We start from the raw sequence: 18375 nt of genomic DNA, 5'->3' as shown, positions 1-18375 counted from the left end.
TCATTTTGTCGTAGTATTTGGCAGTGATGGAACAGATGAGGATTCTTCCAAAGTTTTGGGAGTGGCCTTATCCAAATCATCTAACCCAGATTTCCAAACCTGTACTTGGTTGACCAATAACTTACCAGGTAGTTTCGAATAAGACAACTTAACTGTTCTTGTTTCTGTCTGATTAGTCTTTGATTGGTTGGCATTCTTTAAATCAGATACATAGGTTACATTATAAGAGACCATGGCAATAGCTTGATTCGTAGTCTGATTGACAAAGATATCTGCTTTTTCAAAATGATAATCCAAAATATAATCCTTATACACTTGGTTCATGGCATCATTTTGACTTGACAATTCTTGAGAATAAGCCGATTCAGTCATATAAGGTTGAATACGTGTATTATTTTCTCCGAGCTTTTCTTTCGTATAGTACTGAGTCAAAAATTCTTTTACAGTATCCGATGACAAAATGCTGGCTTTATCTTCTGCTTGTTTGTCCTCTACAAGTTTAGCTGCAGCCAATTCGATTTCTTTGCGACTTTGTTTAGCAGTAGAATGTTGACCAGCAGTATATCCCATCATGAGAATAAAGCTAGTTGCGGCTACTGCTCCAACACTAATTAAGGCTTTAGTTTTGACTTTATTTAACATCTTAGACCTTCTTTCTATAAAAACTAGGTCAAGAATAACAAAAAGAACTTGTAAGTTTTATCACATCACAACGAAAGGTAATTCCTACATTTCAGGCGAAAAATCGTACAGTTCAGAGCAAAATATCAAAATTAGCTGTCTTCAGTTTATAATATAAATATGAACAAATTAAAAGAAGAAAATTTGAGAAGAGCTCTTTCTCATATTGAACGCCATAAACAAGCCATAAATACAAGTAATAATAGTGAGGATAATGATTTTCATAAATTATTACTCCAATTTAGCTATGATGTATATGAAAGAATCAAGGCAAATAAAAAACCCTATCCGAATTTAGATTCAGATAAAGTTTTTTAACCATCTAACAAGTTTACATACTTTCCTTAGTTTTGGAGTTTATGAAACGCCAACTGAATCCTAGAACCAACATCAGATTGATGAAAAGGTACACAGCCGTAAAACTAGTTAAACCATGTTGCCTGATATCATCAAAGTATAAAGTCGGTTCAGTAAAGAACAAATAAATTCCATAGACCTCCACGAAAATAAGAAAACTGATAAAACCAATAAGGAAAAGTCCACTGGCAATAAGAAAGAGTCTCCATAAAAGAATGAGAATTCCTCCTACTGCTAAAAAAATTACTGGGATAAGGAGTAAATCATTCATGACTTTCTCCTTCCTAATCAATCAATTGACGATAATGGGTGGCAAGAGAGGAATCAAACTCTTCTAATTTTTGAACTAAGTCCAAATACTCCTCTTTTTCATGTTCTTCAAAGTCCACACCTCGATGATTTTGAAGAGTGATTTCCAATTGGCTAGTGAGTTCTCGTTTGGAAAAGCTGTAATCGCCTGTCACTTCCTCATAATGTTCCTTTAACTCCTTGTAGGCTTGGTATTCTTCAGGTGTTTGAAATCCCTGTACCAAAGCCTCTTCTAATTGATAATAGGTATCTTCCATCATAATTGTTACCTCGTTTCTTTCTATCTTTATTCTACCGCGCTTTTCATTTCTTGTCCGCTATTTGTATCTATTTTTTAATCCAATTCAAAAGAAAGTTGTTCCTGCTTTTCGTTTCCTTTTTCATGGAATTGTCTTAAGGCTTGATCTATAATATCTAAATCCGTTTCTGTTTCAATCAATGGCGCGAGTACATCGTATTCGGCCTTTTTAGTTTGATAATCCTCTTCCTTTGGAAAATTTTTCTCAATTTCTACCTTAGCAGTAGTCCATTTATCCTTTAAGTCATCCAATAAGTTCTGAGTTTTCACTTGGTCCTCTTTAATGTGTTCAATCGTATGCTGAAGCCTTTGAATCGTCCCCAAAGGAGAATACAAATCTAAACTGACAGAATATTGATTTTCTCCTACAATCTTAACAGAGAAGGTTTCAGGAAGAGGTTGATTTGTTGCAAGACTAAGCATTTTAATGTCAAACCCTCGATAACTGGCTAGGGTGCGAAATTCTTTAATATCAGCTTGATTATGACGGATAAGACGGTGTAGGGATTCCCCTGCTTCAGCTCGTTGCTCAAAAGCTTGCTTACCTACCGTCATAGAAAATGCCTGGTCTTTCGACATTTCAGACTGTTGAATGTCGCCTTCATACTTGCTTAATCGTTTCTCAAGAATGGGTATATTTTCTTCACAGTAAGAGATTGTATGACGATAGTGATCCTTGCTGCGTTGAAAGGCGCGTCTTTGATTTTCTAATAGAGTTAGATCATTCTCTAGTTCCATCTTATATTTGAGATAAGGATTACCTGTTGCTAGTGCCTTAAAATCAGAAGCTGTCATAGTCTGCTCATCAATGTCTTCTGCAGCACGAATCGGCTCCTTAGAAGTCATAATTTGCTTAATATAACGGAGTTTGTTCTCCTGAGTTGCCCATAGATAATTATCAAACGAACCTTTGGTAATATAGTGGTAAATATCCACTTCCTTGTTTTCATTTCCCTGTCGGATAATCCGTCCATTGCGCTGCTGAATGTCACTTGGTCTCCACGGTACATCCAGATGATGAACTGCTTTCATCTTGCTCTGAACATTTAAACCTGTTCCTCCTTTTTCAGTTGAGGCAAGGAGAATCCGCACCTCTCCTGCATTGACCTTTCGAGACAAACTATTCTTCTTTTCATCACTATTGGCATCATGTACAAAGGCAATTTCCTTACTAGGGACTCCTCTATCAACTAATAAAGCCTTAATCTCAGAATAAACATCAAAGCCATTATCTTTTTTCTTAGGTGTGCCAATATCTGAAAAAATCATCTGAGTAGCCTTATTTTCCATTCCCTCACGATAAATTCTTTCAACATTATCCACTACCTGAAGCAGTTTATGATTATCTGCTAGACTATAACTAGAGTCCAATAAACGCATATCAATTGCTAGTTTTCGTGCCTCACCCGTAATTTTTAACATGTTATCCTGACTCGGATCAACTGTTCCACATTTGACCATATCTGACCTCATAACCAATTCTTCTAGATAGAGTTTCTGGTTTTCAGTTAACTCACTCTCAATAGGGATAATATGAGCTTCTGGAACAGGTAAATCCAACATATCTTGTGTTTGAATGTCGGCTGTTTCTTTATAGATTTTCATCAACTCAGGTAGATTGACAAACTTTTTAAATCGTTTCTTAGGTTGGTACTTATCCCCTGTAGGAGCTAATTCCATAGAGTTTTGAATTTCTCCAAAAGCACCTACCCAAGAGTCAAAATAATCAACTTGATAGCGTTTTAAGATATCCGGTTGAATGTAGTTCATCATAGTATACAACTCACTAATAGAATTGGAAACAGGTGTTCCTGTCGCAAAGACAATATTTTTAAAATCATGTTCTTCCTGAATCTGTCGAACCTTCATCTCCATATCCACATTCTTCTTAGAAGTTGTATTAGTAATCCCTGCTACATTCCCAAGTCCAGTAATTGGACGAATATTTTTAAAGTGATGTGCTTCATCCACAAAGAGAAAATCAATTCCTAAGTTCTCAAAATCAATAAAACTATCACGATTAAAGCGTTGGAGTTCTTCCAATTGTTTCTCTAGACCACTTATTGATTGCTCCGCTTCTTTAACGGTATACTTGTTTTCAGAATGTGTTTTAATCTCTCGTAGTTCATTGAGTTTATCCTCAATATAGTTCATCTGTCTTTCTTTACTGACAGGGATTTTTTCAAATTGAGAATCCCCAATGACAATGGCATCGTAATCTCCTGTAATAATACGTGACACAAATTGTTTTCTTCTCGCCTTCACAAAATCTTTCTTAGTAGTCACAAAGACCTTTTTAGTAGGGAAAAATTTCATGATCTCTTGGCCAAATTGAGCAGACAAACTAGAGGGCACCACATACAAGGGCTTATGAACCATCCCCAACTCCTTTAATTTAAACCCAGCACCAAGCATGGTCAAGGTCTTTCCTGAACCTACCTCATGAGCTAATAAAGCTCTTTTTTCTTCTACGATTCTTTGAATGGCATTCTCTTGATGAGGGCGAAGGCTGATGTTTTGTGCCAAGCCATCAATGACTAGATGGCTACCGTCATACTCTCGACTAACTGTTCGATTATAAAGACGATTATAGCTTTCCTCAATGACTTGTTGGACTTCTGGATACCGTGAGACAAATTCTTGAAAGAGCTCTTGTAAATGCTGCTCTTTCGCTCTTAGAACAGAAGTTTTTTCCAAATCTGTGATGGTCTTTTTCTTTTCTCCTTCCGTAATAGTCATGGTAATAGTAGGTTGGTTCGAATTAAGTAAATTCTCAAAAATCTTTCTTCCTGTATCATAACGTGACCCACTGACTCCAAGACTACTATCTTTGGCACTTGGATAGCGATAAGCAAATGATGTCCTTAAATGAACCTGCCCATCAACAGGATTCACTTCAATGACTTGTTCTACATCAGGCGAAGACAATTCAAATTCACGATTGGTAAAACATTCAAAGGCAAATTTACCATAAACGGATTGAGGGATCCAACGTGACCCTATTTTGAACTCAATATCTGCCAGATGAATCCGCGGAGGGCGAACAGATTCTAACAAATCTAAAGCGTGGTTCCAATCATATTCTTGGTTGTTTTCCTCCACTAATAGTTGAACTACTTCTATCTTGTTGAGAATATCTCCTGACAAAAACTGGTTCTTAGAAAGATATTTTCTTTCTCCTCTTAAATATCTTTCGGGATCTATTAAAATCTGGTCACCTAACTCATCTAAAATAGCAGCTTGGCTATGTTCGGGATAAATTGATACCATATAGTCTAAATCAACCCCTCTACCATCCGATAAACTAGAGTTTAAGGCATCTAGAGCAGTTGAAACTCTTGCAATCACTCTCTCTGGCCTAACCAATGCTTTCTCAAAGGCTAAAGATTTTTTATATTTTACTTTCTGATCTTTAGAATCAATGTATTCATCTTCTAAACTTGCTAGTAAAGAATACTTATCGTCACTATCAAATAAGTTCCGATTAACGGAGGCATTCAAGTATCCAAATTGACTTACAAAGCGGTCATAGTCACGATTGAGTTTACTAAGTAATACCTGAAAATCTGTCCGACTATAATCTTGATGACGTTGAATTTCAATTAAGGATTGATAGGTCTCTCTCAAATCAACCATGCCCTTAATGCGACCAATATCCTTATCCGATAAGGGACTTTCATAAAAGACAGTTTTTTTGAACAGTCCCTTATATTTCCCTCTTTTACTCGCTTCTTCTGACTTGTAAACATCTAGTGCTTCCTCATCTGTCAAATGAAGTTGCACAAATCGATCTATTTTATGTTCAGACAAAGAACTGTCCCAAGCTTTAAAATCTCCATTCTCATCTACATAATAACTAATTTCGTCTACTTTTGAACTGTTCCGAATGCCATGCGTATCTCGGTAATAAATTTGATTTCCCTCGTATCCAAAAGAATAGAGCGCTAAGTCCTCACGTATACGACTTGGGATAGAATTATCCACTTCTTCTTGGATAAAAACAGGTGCTTTCAAAGAATTGTCAATTTGTTTAAGTGCTTCCACATTCTCTAATGCTTTCATTATGTCAGTAGCTAATGTTTCTGATACCCCCTTAACATTGAGAGTACCTCCATTAAAATTACGTACCTCATATTCACCCAAAACTTGTGTATTGTATTTCCCATCAAAATATGGATTGATCCAGACACGCTTATCCTCCTCAAAGGGAATAGAACCATTAAAAACAAGTTCCTCTTCATTAAGATTCTTTGCTTGGTCCTTTTGAAAGAAGAGGAGATCTGTAGTCACTCGGGTACCTGCAATCTTTTTAAAACCCGTATCTGGCAACCGAACTCCCCCTAAAAAATGAGTGTTGGATTTAATCTCTTGTAAGACATTATCTGTCCGCTTATCCATTGTGCCAATAGATGAGATAATCGACACTTGTCCTCCGTCTCTTACTAAATCAAGTGAGTGTTTGACAAAGTAGTCGTGAATCATATAAGGTTTATCATAGTTTTTATCGGCAATGCGAAAATTTCCAAAAGGAACATTCGTTAAGACTAAATCAAAACTATTATTTTGATAGGGAACTTCTTCAAATCCTCGCACTTCAATATGGGTATTGGGGTGGAGTTGTTTTGCGATTGCGCCTGTCACACTGTCTAATTCAACCCCATAGAGTTCTGATTTATCTCGTATACTTCTAGGCATAGCCGCAAAGAAGTTCCCAGTTCCCATAGAAGGATCTAATATCCTTCCTCCCTCAAAACCATCATCCAGTAACTTTTGCCAAATCTGGCGAATAATCATTGGGTCTGTATAATAGGCTGTGAGAGAACTTTGTTTCATAGTGGAGTATTCTGATTTACTTACTAAACTCTTAAGAGTTAAACGTTCTGTTTCATACTTTGGATTGAGTTCATCAAAAAATTCATTGGCAAGGCCACCCCATCCGACATACTTGGCTAGTAGTTCTTGTTCTTCTGGATTTGCTTGTCGTCTCTCTTTTTCTAATCTTTTAACAAGTTCAATTGCGGCGATATTCGTTTCAATTTTTTCTCGATTTGTCTTAGGATAAAAGTCCTCTAAATCATCTGGAAAAACAAAATCTTGAACAGGAATATCCAACTCTTCTACACTTGAAATAAGTGGTGTTGATTCTGTTTCCTTATCTTTTTCCTTTTCTTCTTCCAGGTAGGAAAACAAATCTATTTCCTGATTTTCACTTGATGAATCAATCTCAATCTCTGAATCTTCTTTTTCAAGTTCTACGATAGACAATACTTGTTCAATCTCTTCTAAACTGTTCAAGTATAAGATAGGACTTTCTTCAAATAACTGGTTGGAATCATTGAATAGCTCTAGGCGAACTAAGTTATTTAACTGTGCATTTTCAATCGAAACCAACTGAAATACTTGTCCTTTATAACTTACTTGTGAACCGATTGGATATTTCCTCAAAGCTTCTTCTACAATTTTATCGACATTAGAAAAAGAGTTCGTTTCTTCCGTTTCCTGTTCAACATCACTTGAAGGAGACAAAGATTCCTCTACTTGATTAGACTTTTTTCTTATAGCCTTTACTTCATCAAAATGAGTAATAATCTTCAGCTTTTGTGTCAGTGGGAGTTGTGTGTAGTTTTCTTCATGATGGACAAGATCCGTCACGGTATCTAAAGTAGCCATCAATTCTGAACCCAAATAAGCTAGAACATCTCCCTCTTTTTCTTCAAAATGAATCTCAATAACTTCTTTTTTAAGCTCTTTTGAGTCAACCATTAGAAGAAATTCCTCTATATCTCTACTAATACGGTCAGATAGATTATTCGCAACCCGATAGACATTGACTAAATTGACATCCTGATTTTGATGAAATACAAGCTCACTTAATGGTTCTAACTTCTCTTTTCCAGATTGGATGTGAAATCGAGTGGAAAGGTTATAGGTTGCGACTTCTAGCACCAAGTTTTTCTCCCAATTGCTTAATTGAGATAATTTATCTAGACCTGCTTGTCCAAAATTTCTTGTGTAACTTTCTAGATCTTGGTCATTATTTTCAGAACTGGCCTCTAGGAAAGAAATAATATCTTGATGAAATGAATAGACATGAGGTATCTCTTTTATCTTGCCCTCTTCAGCCAAAAAACTCTCTACCAAGTCTTGCCATTTCTCATCAAAATGTTGCGCTTGATAACGAAGAAATAGGCCCATTTTCTCCCTATCTTTTGGAATTGTTCCACGAAACATAGCCAATAATTGCATTACTTCCATACTCGCTCCTTTCATCTATACGAAAATAGGAGAATCACATGATTCCCCTACAACTCTATCTCCATTTCAACCTCTTGAGGACTGGTTTCTAAATCACTAGACAAAAGAGAAACGGCATCTGTTCTCATGTAGTAAGTATATAAGTCTTCTAGGTCTTGTTGGTTTTCAATCCCTGTTTCAATACTAATCAGAGCCTGTATAAATTCCTTGTAGTGACTCTCCATCATATCTGAAATCTTTTGTTTCATTTCCATAAATACTGAAGACGGTTCAGTTATACTTGTTTGGCCCATGTCTTGTAAATCCTTTTCTAAGGGATTGGTTCCTTCTTCTACTTCTACTAAATCTGAACGACCATCACCATCAGAATCTGCGCTAAGAGGATTGGTTCCTAGCGTCAATTCTTGAGCATCAGTTAGTCCATCTTGATCCGAATCACGTTGATAAATGGCTTCCATATACTTCCTTCTTTCCTAGTTAATCTTTTTTCACTCCAATCCTATCAAATATTCCTTGAAAGAAGTATCACAACAAAAAAAGAGAACGAGCCAAAACTGCGTTCTCCTTAAAATGTAAAACATTACTATTAAAGTAAAAAAGACGACTTACAGAACCTGTAAGCCACCTAGTCAGTCGGTTTATTCTGGTGTCTACCACCGCTTGGCCCTTGAGATTTCAAAAACTCATAAATATGTTTTGCTCATTCAAACTCATCCCCACCAAACTGACTAATTGCTGGTAAAATAGTAGTCTGAAGTTGAATGACTTTTGGGAAATAAAATTGAAGATTGACATACACCAATTTTTCTTTCTTGTTCTTATACTTTTGATAAGAAACTTTCAAACCTGTATTATCTGGTGTTTCACCGATAACATCACCCGTTAGAACTCTTGTCCCCTCAATCGCACGGCCATTATGAATGGAATATAAGGTTAAACGACTCCCATTCTCTCCTTTTCCGTTAGTGATAATAAAAAAGGAGGACTTCTACACTTTGGCGTAAAAAGTCCTCTTTTAGAAATGTATTCTTTTTCTATTATATTATTTAATAACGCATAAAAATTTTCCTAAACAAAATATCTTACTTTCACACGATAAAAGAAATTCACATACACTTATATTTTCTATTATCATGTCATGATATTTCATATTTTTATCTCCTTACATCTTTAAATCTCCTTTATTTTGATTTTTCAAATATGAGTATCACTATGGATATTTACAAATATATAACATTGTCAGCTATCGAATTTAAAAATTCTTGGTCATGTGAAACAATGAATATTATTTTCTTATCGCTTTTACATTCGTTGATCAGATGGGATATGTTCATCATATTGCAATAATCCATTCCACTAGTAGGCTCATCAAAAAACATAAGTTTAGATTTTTTACATAGTACAGATGCAATTGCTACCCTTTGCTTTTGTCCACCTGACAAGCTCATTGGATGACGATCTTTTGATTCATATAAATCAAGTTTTTTCAGAATATTTTCAACATAACTACTTTCAATATTTTTTATTCCAAGACCTACTTCACTTGCAATAGAATCGGTAAAAAGCTGATGATTAACATCCTGCATTACAAGGGATGATATTTTTAGCCTATCTGATTTTGAAAGTCTTTTGCCGTCCAAATAGATTTCATCCTTCGATTTTCTTTCTAAGCCTATAAGGCATCTGAGCAAAGTGGATTTACCAAGTCCGTTTGTTCCTACTATGCCGTAAATTTTTCCCATTTCAAAAGAGAGGTCTTTTAAATGCAATTTTTTATCTATGCCATTAAACTTAAATTCAATGTTTTTTACTTCTAAATTTCCCTTATTTTCATTTTCGGGTACTGTAAGTTTTACTCTATTCTTATTTCTTAAACCTAACTTCTTTAGCTTTTCAGACGGTATTTTCATAAAATCTATTTGAGTATATTCCTTTTGTATTTCCCCATCTTTAATCAAAAAAACTCTATCTACAATATCCATTAGATAAAATATTCTATGTTCTGAGATTATAAGAGTTTTCCCCTTATCTTTAAGTTTTATAAGCATTTCTTTTATGATTAAAATGTTTTCTTCATCAAGATTTGATGAAGGCTCATCTAAAACAATGATTTCCGTTCCAGATATATAACTTGCAGCAATACATAAAATCTGCTTTTCTCCACCCGAAAGCTTAAAAATATCTCTATTTAAAAGATGTTCTATCGGAAACAAATCCAACATATCATTTAGTCTTTCATCCATTTGTTTTTTTGAAAGTCCTATATTCTCCAAATAGAGAAGTAATTCAAGAGTAGTATTTATATTGAAAAAGTGTGTCTTTGGATTTTGAAATACATTTGATACTAAGAGCGATATTTCGTATAATTCGAGGTTTTTAATATCTTTATTATCAATCCTGATGGTTCCACCCATAGAAGCTCCATCATATCGTACAGCTAACCCATTGATAGAATTTATAATTGAAGATTTTCCGCTACCACTTTTCCCAGTAAATAATACACATTCGCCTTTTTTTACATCTAAAGAAATGTTTTTTAACACTTTAGGAGAATTTCCATAAGATAGAGATAAATTTTCAATTTCTACCATAAAGCTCCTCCTATAACCATAATCAGTATTGAAAGCACATAAACAAAATCAACTGTTTTCGTTTTGACGGATATGTACCTAGTTTTTTTAACAGGATTTTCAATACATTTTGTTTCTGCTGCCTTTGCAATATCATCAGAAATATTAGAAGACATAACAAGTAAAGGCACAATTACATACTCGATGTATGAAATTGGATTTTTAAATGTAATACCCCTTATTTTCATAGCAAGTTTTATATTGTGACTTTCTTCCCTAAATGAAGGAAAAAACCTAAACATTACAGCAATTGGTATAGAAACAGTACGAGGTAAATTCATTTTATCCATTGAGGATATTACACTTCCTACATCCGATGTTTTTAAAAAAAAACTTCCCGCACTAAATGGAAGATAAAACATCTTACATACAGCAAATAGCATAAAAAACATCATTAAAATCGCATTCATATTTCTAATTACATCAAGATTAGGTATCAAAGAAAGAACCCCAAAAAATGATATGTTTTTTAAGGCTTCTTTCTTAAATCCATTCATTAAAAAAAGAAATGAAATAAGAAGCACAATTCCCCATTCAAAATAGGTATTTACTTTATAAAATACAGCAAATCCAAGTGAAAAACTTACTAAAATTTTACTAATTGGATTGGGATTATATGGATTGTCTAAAGAAACGAGCATTATACAATACCAGCTTTTTCGAAATGCTTTTTCAAAAAGACTTTACCGATATATGCGCCGAGTATCCCGCCGACAACAGCACCGATATATACTAATACCATACTTCGATAATTCAAAAGTGCTATGAGCTTCATTATATAATCGTGACCCATACCGCCTGTTTCCGCCAGTTTAATAACCTTGTCTTTAGCCAACAAAACTTGCATAAGGAAACCACAAATCCAAGTGTTGAATACGACAAATGAGAGCATATTAAATTTAAATGATTTATATTCTCCTTTTTTTCTTAAAAGTTCCGCAATTGCCATACTGATTACAGCATGTATCAATATTACATATGTATTTCCCATTGCAATTGCTAAAAGACTACAAATCAACCCAAGTATAAATAATCCCCATGATTTTTGAACTTTTGCCATAAAGAGCATTATAACTATTCCTGTTATAATGCCTGCCAGTGTAGGGTATGCCAAGTATAAAATCGGTACAATACCAATCATTCCCGAAGCAAACATAAGTACAAAATATATTACTGTAAATACACCTATCGTAACTAAATCTTTAATTCTTAATTTTTCCATTTTTATATTTTCCTTCTAAATAAGTTTTCACTGAATATTTGATTTTCTAAGCATTGCTTTATAAAATTCCGAGCTTTTACAAAGTTCTTCATCTGTCCCTATCGCTTCTATTTTTCCGGCATTTAATAAAACGATTTTGTTTGCATTTCTTATTGTTCTTAATCTATGAGCAATAACAATTGCCGTTTTTTCTTTTATAAGTTCGGATAAAGCCTCTTGAATTAGACTTTCATTTTCAACATCCAGAGATGCTGTAGCCTCATCAAGCAATATGATTGGTGCGTCTTTTAGTATTGCCCTTGCTATTGAGATTCTTTGTCTTTCTCCGCCTGAAAGTCTTTGTCCGTTTTCACCTATTACTGTATCTATTCCATCCGGCATTTTGTCTATAAATTCATAACATCTTGCTATTTTAGCCGCTCTTATAATCTCTTCATCTGTAGCATCTTTTTTACCGATTTTTATATTATCTTTTATGCTTGAATTAAAAAGAGTAACATCTTGGAAAACGATAGAGAAATTTTTAAGGAGTGTTTCCGGATCAATTTTACCGATGTCCTCTCCCCCTATCAAAATCTTTCCTTTATCTATATCCCAAAATCTTGCAGCAAGCTTGGTGAGAGTTGTTTTTCCGCTTCCGCTTGAACCGATTAGCGCAGTGATTTCACCCTGCTTTGCAGTAAAGCTCACACAATTTATTACAGAATAATCATCATATCCGAAATAAACATCCTTGAACTCAATATCGTAATTTTTAATGTCAATATCTTTTTTGCCTTTTTGAACAGGCATGGTCTTTATTTCCTTTATTCTCCCTACAACCGCATCAAGCATAACTATCATTGACATAAAGGTGATTATTCCTTCTATAGGAAGATAAATACTTGCTGTAAGCATTAAAAATGCGATATAAACCAGCGCACTTACCTCCCCTGCCATAAGCATGTTGACGCCGATAACGGCAACACTTATAATTCCAAGCTTTAAAATTGCGGCAGCTATTCCTGTAAGTGTTCCGGCTACAACTTCACCTTTCGTCTTCTGTTTTGTGGATGCATTTAATTTTTCAAAAAAATCATTTAACATCCTATCTTCTAAGTTGTAAGATTTTATTTGCTCTATCTGCTCTATATTTTCCTGTAGATTATCAAAAACCTTACGATTATCATCTATCCAGCCTTGTACTATTTTTTTCTGACTTTTCTTTGATAAAAATATAATCAAAATAGAAATGGGAATTACCCAAAGGGCTGCAAGTGCAAGTTTCCAATTATAGAAGATAAGCATTAAAGCAATAATACTTGTGGATATAGCCGTTGAATATATATGAGGTACAGCATGAGAAAAAATTGTTTCATATAAGTTCATGTCATTCATCATGGTTTCCGCAAGGTCTGCCAAATCTCTTTTACCAAAATAAGAAAGAGGTAATTTCTTTAACTTTTCCGCTAACTCAATTCTTGAATTTGCACTCTCGTTGTACACATTGGTGTAAAGTCTTACATAATCCCACCTCGCTATTAAGAACATCACAATCATCATTACTACAATTAGTGCAATATAATGAACAGAAGTAAAATTGTAACTCTCAATACTTTTTAAAATGCCTATATACTGAAACAGAAACATAAAACCGATCATTGGTGCGAACAATTTAGTTAAATTAACAAGCGTGTGTGAAAATATGGCTTTTTTTAAGTTAAGAGCGCCTTTTTCTGACATCGCATATTTTTTCATAAAATAAGAAACCATATGTTTAACCTCCTATCTTCCAATTTACGGATTTTTGATATTCTTCCCAAAGTTTTTTGTAAGGCCCACTCATACCGATTAAATCTGAATGCTTGCCTTCTTCTACAATTTTCCCCTTATCAATAACAAGAATTTTATCCGCATCTACTACTGTAGATAATCTATGAGCAATCATCAATGTTGTCTTGTTTTTTGATAGCTTCTTAAAAGACTCTTGAATCAAATGTTCATTTTCAGGATCTGCAAAGGCTGTAGCTTCATCTAAAATGATAATATCTGCATCTTTCAAAAAAGCTCTCGCTATAGAAATCCTTTGAGCCTCTCCTCCTGAAAAATATGTGCCTTTAGTTCCGTAAACAGTATCAAGTCCTTTATCTAAATTTTTAATAATATCTTTAGCCCCTGAATTGATTAAGGCATTGTCAATTTCTTCATTAGTTGCATCAGGCTTTCCGATTAAAAGATTATCTCTTAAACTCATTTTAAATAGTTTAGAGTTTTGAAAAACAAAAGCAATTTTTCTCATTAAAGCCTCTTTTTCAAAATCTTTTATATTAATTCCTCCAATATAAATTTCACCTGTTTTAATATCGTAAAATCGTGCAGCAAGCCTTGCTATAGTAGTTTTACCACTGCCTGATGATCCGACTAAAGCAACTCGTTCTCCTTTATTCACCTTAAATGAAATATCGTCTAATACATTTTCATCTTCATAAGAAAAGCTTACATTTTTAAACTCTATCCCAACATCAGAACTTGTTTTATTTCCATAAACAAAATCATCAAACTCAAGTATATTTTCAATTTTATCTAAAGCAAGTTCTGCAAAATAACTGTATTGTGTAATCGTCGCAGTTCTCATAATAAAAGTAGCAAATGCCGGTCCTATTAGGAAGTAAATAACAGAATCTGCAACTACATTAGATAAGTTTCCATTAAATTTTATTAAGAGTAATGCCACAGGTACCAAGAAAAATGCCGTCGATGTAGAAACGGTTTCAAACCACGACATTTTATTCGTATAACTCATAGTAAGCTTAAGTACATTGTCTTTTGTTTTTATGATTAACGAATATAACTTATCAAAGCTCTCAACACTTTGTGCAAATGTTTTAACAACAGGAATTCCTCGAACATATTCCACAGTCTGAGAGGATAAATCGGAAAGTCCTGCATAATACTCATCCTTCATTTTTTTTGTTTCGGTTGTCATCATAGATGACATCAATGTCATACCGATAATCATCGGTATCATACTGGCAAGTCCTAACTTCCAGTTAAACACGAAGAAAAATACAAGCAGGACGATTGGCGATATAATGGTCATCGCCATATCAGGAAGTTGATGCGCTATAAAAGAATGGGTTTCAGACGCTCCGGACACAATTACATTTCTTATCCTTCCGCTTTCTTTGTCATCGAAATACCCAAGCGGTTTGTTTATTAGTTTTGTTACGGAAGTCTTAATAATGTTATCTTCCACTTCAAATGCAAAAATATGGGATAAAATTAAACCTATTAGGTATATAAAAAGCCCCAGAACGGCAAAGACTGCTGCATAAATTGAATTTTCCTTTACATAATCAAAATTCACCATCCCATTTAAAATTAAGTTATTTACAATTCTATGAATATATACCATAGGCATCAAAACCATGACACCTGATACAGCAGACATAACAATAGCAATATAGAGTAAAAAACTTTTTTCACCACCGTAAGCCATTAGTCTTTTCAGTATTGATTTCTTCTTATCCTTCACTGAACAACTCCTCCTTTTTTTAAAATTAGCAAACCCTATAAATAGCCTTTTTAGACTGATTTTAGAGGCTTGTTTTCAAACTCTTTTGCAATACGCATAGTTTTTCTTGTTTTTATTTATCATTTATTTTATAATAAATGAGGATTTCAATCAATTAGATATGACTAAATAAGTCTATTCGGGATAATGTCTATTCGGGATAAAATATAAAGCACGGAGGTATAATATGAGTGATTTTTATAACTTTGTTAAAAACTTTTTTTCTACAGATGAATCTATCGATAATACAAAATACTCCACTGTAGGACATGAATTCCGTTTTAGCACGGATAATGCAGAAGGCATATATTGGTTTTACGAGGGCGATAATTTCACTATTGATATTTATGATGTTTTCATAAAAAAAGAAATTATCCATACAAGTTTTTCTGGTTTGAATAATTTCTATTCCCTTTATTTATCTTATTTAGTTACAGCAAACGGTGAATGTTTTAATCCTTATCAAAATCTTTCTTCAAATTCACTTTATACTATAAATACAAAAAATTCTAAAGACTTTAGGTTTATACTTCACAAAAACTCTCCTTATTTAGGAATCGGTATAAATTTCAATCAGTCCATGATAGAGCAATGCCTGTCCTCTTATAAGAATAAAGTCTGTAACTATGAAGATTTATTTTTTAATACCAGCATTATAATAAACAAGCCTTTAGAAAGAATCGCAAAAGATATCCTTAATTGCAAGATGGCATCTCCTGCTGCTGAAATCTTTTTTGAGTCAAAGGCAAAGGAATGGTTAAGTATTACAATAGACTCTTTTTTAAATAAGTACAGCAATCCACTATCTATTGCCGATGATGAGGCTTTGAAAAATGTCACCAATTATATAGACGATCATTATGCAACATCTATCTCACAGGATACTTTAGAAAAAATATCCACTATGAGCGGCACAAAACTAAAAAAGTTATTTAAGCAAAAATATCAATGCACAATTACAGAATATACTCAAAGACGGAGAATGAATATGGCGGAATTACTCCTACTGAACTCTACCCTTAAAATTCAAGATATAGCAGAGGCTGTAGGATATTCCTCTCACAGTAAATTTAGTACATGCTTCAAAAAATATAAGGGATTTTATCCCAAAGACATAAAAAAATATGCGAAAAATAATCTTTCTGATTAAATACATAAGGATTTAACTTTGGGGACGGTTGAGTTAGACCTTATTGGAAAATGTTAAAGTCATAATTGGTAAACCTAAATAAATTATACGTTTAGGTCTTGTTATTATCTTGTAAAATCAGTAAAGTAGCTAATTCTACTATTTTTAGGGAGTTAGTCACAAAGAAAATCAAACAGTTAGACTGACTGTTTAAGTATGAAAAAAGCAGATAAAAAATCCCTTGAGTAAATAACTTAGGGGATTTTAAAGGTTGGGATAGGGTATTGAAAAGCTCGTACAAAGTATAATAAAAATCCCCACCAAATTTTGAAAATCTATTGAAATGTATTGAAGTTTATTAGCAGAATACATAAGTGGAAAGCTTGATTTTAATACATTTAGAAGATTAATGAAAAAGAAATATCACACTTTCATTCTTATTAAAATCCTTATAACTGTATTTTGAATGATTTTCCCCAATCAAGCATCCCTCTCTCTTATAAAATATATACATTCAGTTGTATGAAATGTAATGTTGTTCTTATCAGACTTGAAACTTTTACTAATCCAACTATTTATCTTACACATTTAGTTTAAACCTATAGTATCCTATTTTCTTAATATTCTACAGTGTAACACTGCATTTATATTATAACGCTAATATGTTCAGAAAAGAAATACTTTGTAAGTCAATGTCTGTTATAACGGAAATTGTTAGAGATGTCTATCATAACAGAAATTGACATAATGTCCATAACTTTCCTGAAGATAAATTATGTAATCACAAACTATTTCATATCCAATCTAGTATATGTTGTTTGGAGCATATCATCAACAAAAAAAGAACGAGCCAAAACTGCGTTCTCCTTATAATGATAAAAATATGTTTTATACCACAAAAGATATGTAAACTAATCTTTTAAATAATAAAAAAGTTCCGACGTTTGTAAATGTTTTGAGTAAATTGAAATTACTTTTTGACCTTCTGGAAATACTGTCTTTCTCTTCAAATCTAATAAAGATTGAGGAACAATTTTCCTTGATGTCTCTTTCAATGTTAATGCTAGTATCTGTTTTCTTGTACGTAGAGCATAATCAAACTCCAAATACAAATAACGTCCTGAACCAGTTAGATGAACATGCTTTCCCAATAACTCCTCAATAGATCCTAAAACTTGTAACTTTTGCATCGTGGTTCCATCATTTTTTATTTTCAACTCATCAATTATGACATGACTATTTAAACAATCGTCAAAGAAACTGCCTGCACCTTTTCGGTAATCAACACCACATAGGTGCATGAAATTAGTAGGTGAAAAATGAAGTTCAACACTTTCTATTTCTGTTTCATAATACATGATTTTGCCAACGAAGTGTTCTTTAAAAAAAGAAGCCGCAATTTGTAACTGAGTAAAAAAACGCTGAAGTTTTATTTTTTCGGTGTAATTTGGATTACGATAATCTCTAGAATTTGCCATATTTTCCTCACAAAAAAGGTGGTTTACAGAGTCTGTAAGCCACCTAGTCAGTCGGTTTATTCTGGTGTCTGCCACCGCTTGGCCCTTACGTCCAAGATTGCTATCGGATTTCGTTCTGGTGTCCGCCACCGCTTGGCCCTTATGTCCAAGATTACTATCAGATTGACCATGAGCCGACTACTCATCTACACTATTTATTCTACCTGAAAATGGTTAAAATTTCAAGTGTAAACTCTTCTATTTCGTAGTATAAGCAAAACTAATGGCACTATCTGCTTGAGAGATTTTTCTAAAGGTATAGTTAGGGTTGCCACCATAGTTGGTTTCAGACACAAGGAAAGAACCATCATCATAGACCTTCTATAGCGATAGGTAAAACTTTGATACTATCTCCATCTTTTCCCCCGCTTCACACCGTGCGTGCGACTTTCACCGCACACGGCGTTCCATCAATAGTGTATTA

Annotated in this window: 14 protein-coding genes and 2 pseudogenes; 3 read left to right on the top strand and 13 right to left on the bottom strand. The window is 33.7% G+C overall.

What is annotated here, in order from left to right; all coding sequences use genetic code 11:
- Positions 1–642 carry a hypothetical protein gene (locus tag FBF73_RS06095; RefSeq protein ID WP_000933083.1) on the bottom strand — a complete coding sequence of 214 codons (642 nt, stop codon included), beginning with the start codon at positions 640–642 and terminating at the stop codon, positions 1–3.
- 159 nt (positions 643–801) lie between these two features.
- Here FBF73_RS06095 and FBF73_RS06090 point away from each other — a divergent pair, with 159 nt between their 5' ends.
- Entirely contained in the window at positions 802–999 is a 198-nt protein-coding gene (locus FBF73_RS06090; RefSeq protein ID WP_001841477.1) for a hypothetical protein, read from the top strand.
- A 13-nt stretch (positions 1000–1012) separates the two neighbouring features.
- Here the strand turns inward: FBF73_RS06090 and FBF73_RS06085 are convergent, their stop codons facing one another.
- The 10 genes and pseudogenes from FBF73_RS06085 to FBF73_RS06040 form a co-directional block, all read right to left on the bottom strand.
- Complete coding sequence (locus tag FBF73_RS06085) at positions 1013–1309, bottom strand: DUF5966 family protein (RefSeq protein ID WP_000998893.1); 297 nt, start codon at positions 1307–1309, stop codon at positions 1013–1015.
- Positions 1310–1322: 13 nt separating this feature from the next.
- Entirely contained in the window at positions 1323–1607 is a 285-nt protein-coding gene (locus FBF73_RS06080) for a DUF5962 family protein (protein ID WP_023916199.1), read from the bottom strand.
- Positions 1608–1681: 74 nt separating this feature from the next.
- A complete protein-coding gene (locus tag FBF73_RS06075) occupies positions 1682–7900 on the bottom strand; it encodes a DEAD/DEAH box helicase family protein (RefSeq protein WP_169435184.1) in 6219 nt (2072 codons plus the stop codon).
- A 47-nt stretch (positions 7901–7947) separates the two neighbouring features.
- Complete coding sequence (locus FBF73_RS06070) at positions 7948–8358, bottom strand: thrombospondin type 3 repeat-containing protein (protein WP_000387515.1); 411 nt, start codon at positions 8356–8358, stop codon at positions 7948–7950.
- Between the two features lie 245 nt (positions 8359–8603).
- Positions 8604–8873 (bottom strand): annotated as a pseudogene (locus tag FBF73_RS06065) (CHAP domain-containing protein); the annotation flags it as partial.
- Positions 8874–9120: 247 nt separating this feature from the next.
- Complete coding sequence (locus FBF73_RS06060; protein ID WP_048773348.1) at positions 9121–10491, bottom strand: ABC transporter ATP-binding protein; 1371 nt, start codon at positions 10489–10491, stop codon at positions 9121–9123.
- Positions 10485–11174 (bottom strand): energy-coupling factor transporter transmembrane component T, encoded by a 690-nt coding sequence (locus FBF73_RS06055; protein ID WP_162837406.1) that lies wholly within the window; start codon positions 11172–11174, stop codon positions 10485–10487. Before FBF73_RS06055 ends, FBF73_RS06060 begins: the two co-directional genes overlap by 7 nt.
- On the bottom strand, positions 11171–11758 hold the full coding sequence (locus tag FBF73_RS06050; protein WP_042768183.1) for an MptD family putative ECF transporter S component: 588 nt from the start codon (positions 11756–11758) through the stop codon (positions 11171–11173). The genes FBF73_RS06055 and FBF73_RS06050 overlap by 4 nt, the downstream gene beginning before the upstream one ends.
- Before the next feature lie 21 nt (positions 11759–11779).
- Positions 11780–13504 (bottom strand): ABC transporter ATP-binding protein, encoded by a 1725-nt coding sequence (locus FBF73_RS06045; protein WP_084888027.1) that lies wholly within the window; start codon positions 13502–13504, stop codon positions 11780–11782.
- 4 nt (positions 13505–13508) lie between these two features.
- A complete protein-coding gene (locus tag FBF73_RS06040) occupies positions 13509–15266 on the bottom strand; it encodes an ABC transporter ATP-binding protein (protein WP_136937264.1) in 1758 nt (585 codons plus the stop codon).
- Between the two features lie 226 nt (positions 15267–15492).
- On the opposite strand from FBF73_RS06040, the gene FBF73_RS06035 reads away from it, so the two are divergent.
- Positions 15493–16455: a helix-turn-helix domain-containing protein gene (locus FBF73_RS06035; RefSeq protein ID WP_136937263.1), complete on the top strand. Its 963-nt coding sequence runs from the start codon at positions 15493–15495 to the stop codon at positions 16453–16455.
- Between the two features lie 890 nt (positions 16456–17345).
- On the opposite strand, the gene FBF73_RS06030 is transcribed toward FBF73_RS06035, so the two are convergent.
- Positions 17346–17912, bottom strand: coding sequence for a PBECR4 domain-containing protein (locus FBF73_RS06030; protein ID WP_070481759.1), 567 nt, complete (start codon positions 17910–17912; stop codon positions 17346–17348).
- 18 nt (positions 17913–17930) lie between these two features.
- On the opposite strand from FBF73_RS06030, the gene FBF73_RS09990 reads away from it, so the two are divergent.
- Entirely contained in the window at positions 17931–18119 is a 189-nt protein-coding gene (locus FBF73_RS09990) for a hypothetical protein (protein WP_001860875.1), read from the top strand.
- A gap of 30 nt (positions 18120–18149) precedes the next feature.
- On the opposite strand, the pseudogene FBF73_RS10255 reads toward FBF73_RS09990, so the two are convergent.
- Positions 18150–18272, bottom strand: a pseudogene (locus FBF73_RS10255) (CHAP domain-containing protein); the annotation flags it as partial.
- Positions 18273–18375 lie beyond the last annotated feature (103 nt).

The organism is Streptococcus mitis, assembly GCF_005144795.1.
Taxonomy (GTDB): Bacteria; Bacillota; Bacilli; order Lactobacillales; family Streptococcaceae; genus Streptococcus; species Streptococcus mitis_BB.
This window is presented reverse-complemented; position numbering and strand designations above follow the sequence as displayed.

What these genes read in the sequence shown, in the direction of transcription:
- FBF73_RS06080 (WP_023916199.1), bottom strand. Translation starts at nt 1,607, where the DNA reads ATGATGGAAGATACCTATTATCAATTAGAAGAGGCTTTGGTACAGGGA.
- FBF73_RS06085 (WP_000998893.1), bottom strand. Translation starts at nt 1,309, where the DNA reads ATGAATGATTTACTCCTTATCCCAGTAATTTTTTTAGCAGTAGGAGGA.
- FBF73_RS06090 (WP_001841477.1), top strand. Translation starts at nt 802, where the DNA reads ATGAACAAATTAAAAGAAGAAAATTTGAGAAGAGCTCTTTCTCATATT.
- FBF73_RS06095 (WP_000933083.1), bottom strand. Translation starts at nt 642, where the DNA reads ATGTTAAATAAAGTCAAAACTAAAGCCTTAATTAGTGTTGGAGCAGTA.
- FBF73_RS06035 (WP_136937263.1), top strand. Translation starts at nt 15,493, where the DNA reads ATGAGTGATTTTTATAACTTTGTTAAAAACTTTTTTTCTACAGATGAA.
- FBF73_RS06045 (WP_084888027.1), bottom strand. Translation starts at nt 13,504, where the DNA reads ATGGTTTCTTATTTTATGAAAAAATATGCGATGTCAGAAAAAGGCGCT.
- FBF73_RS06060 (WP_048773348.1), bottom strand. Translation starts at nt 10,491, where the DNA reads ATGGTAGAAATTGAAAATTTATCTCTATCTTATGGAAATTCTCCTAAA.
- FBF73_RS06075 (WP_169435184.1), bottom strand. Translation starts at nt 7,900, where the DNA reads ATGGAAGTAATGCAATTATTGGCTATGTTTCGTGGAACAATTCCAAAA.
- FBF73_RS06070 (WP_000387515.1), bottom strand. Translation starts at nt 8,358, where the DNA reads ATGGAAGCCATTTATCAACGTGATTCGGATCAAGATGGACTAACTGAT.
- FBF73_RS06030 (WP_070481759.1), bottom strand. Translation starts at nt 17,912, where the DNA reads ATGGCAAATTCTAGAGATTATCGTAATCCAAATTACACCGAAAAAATA.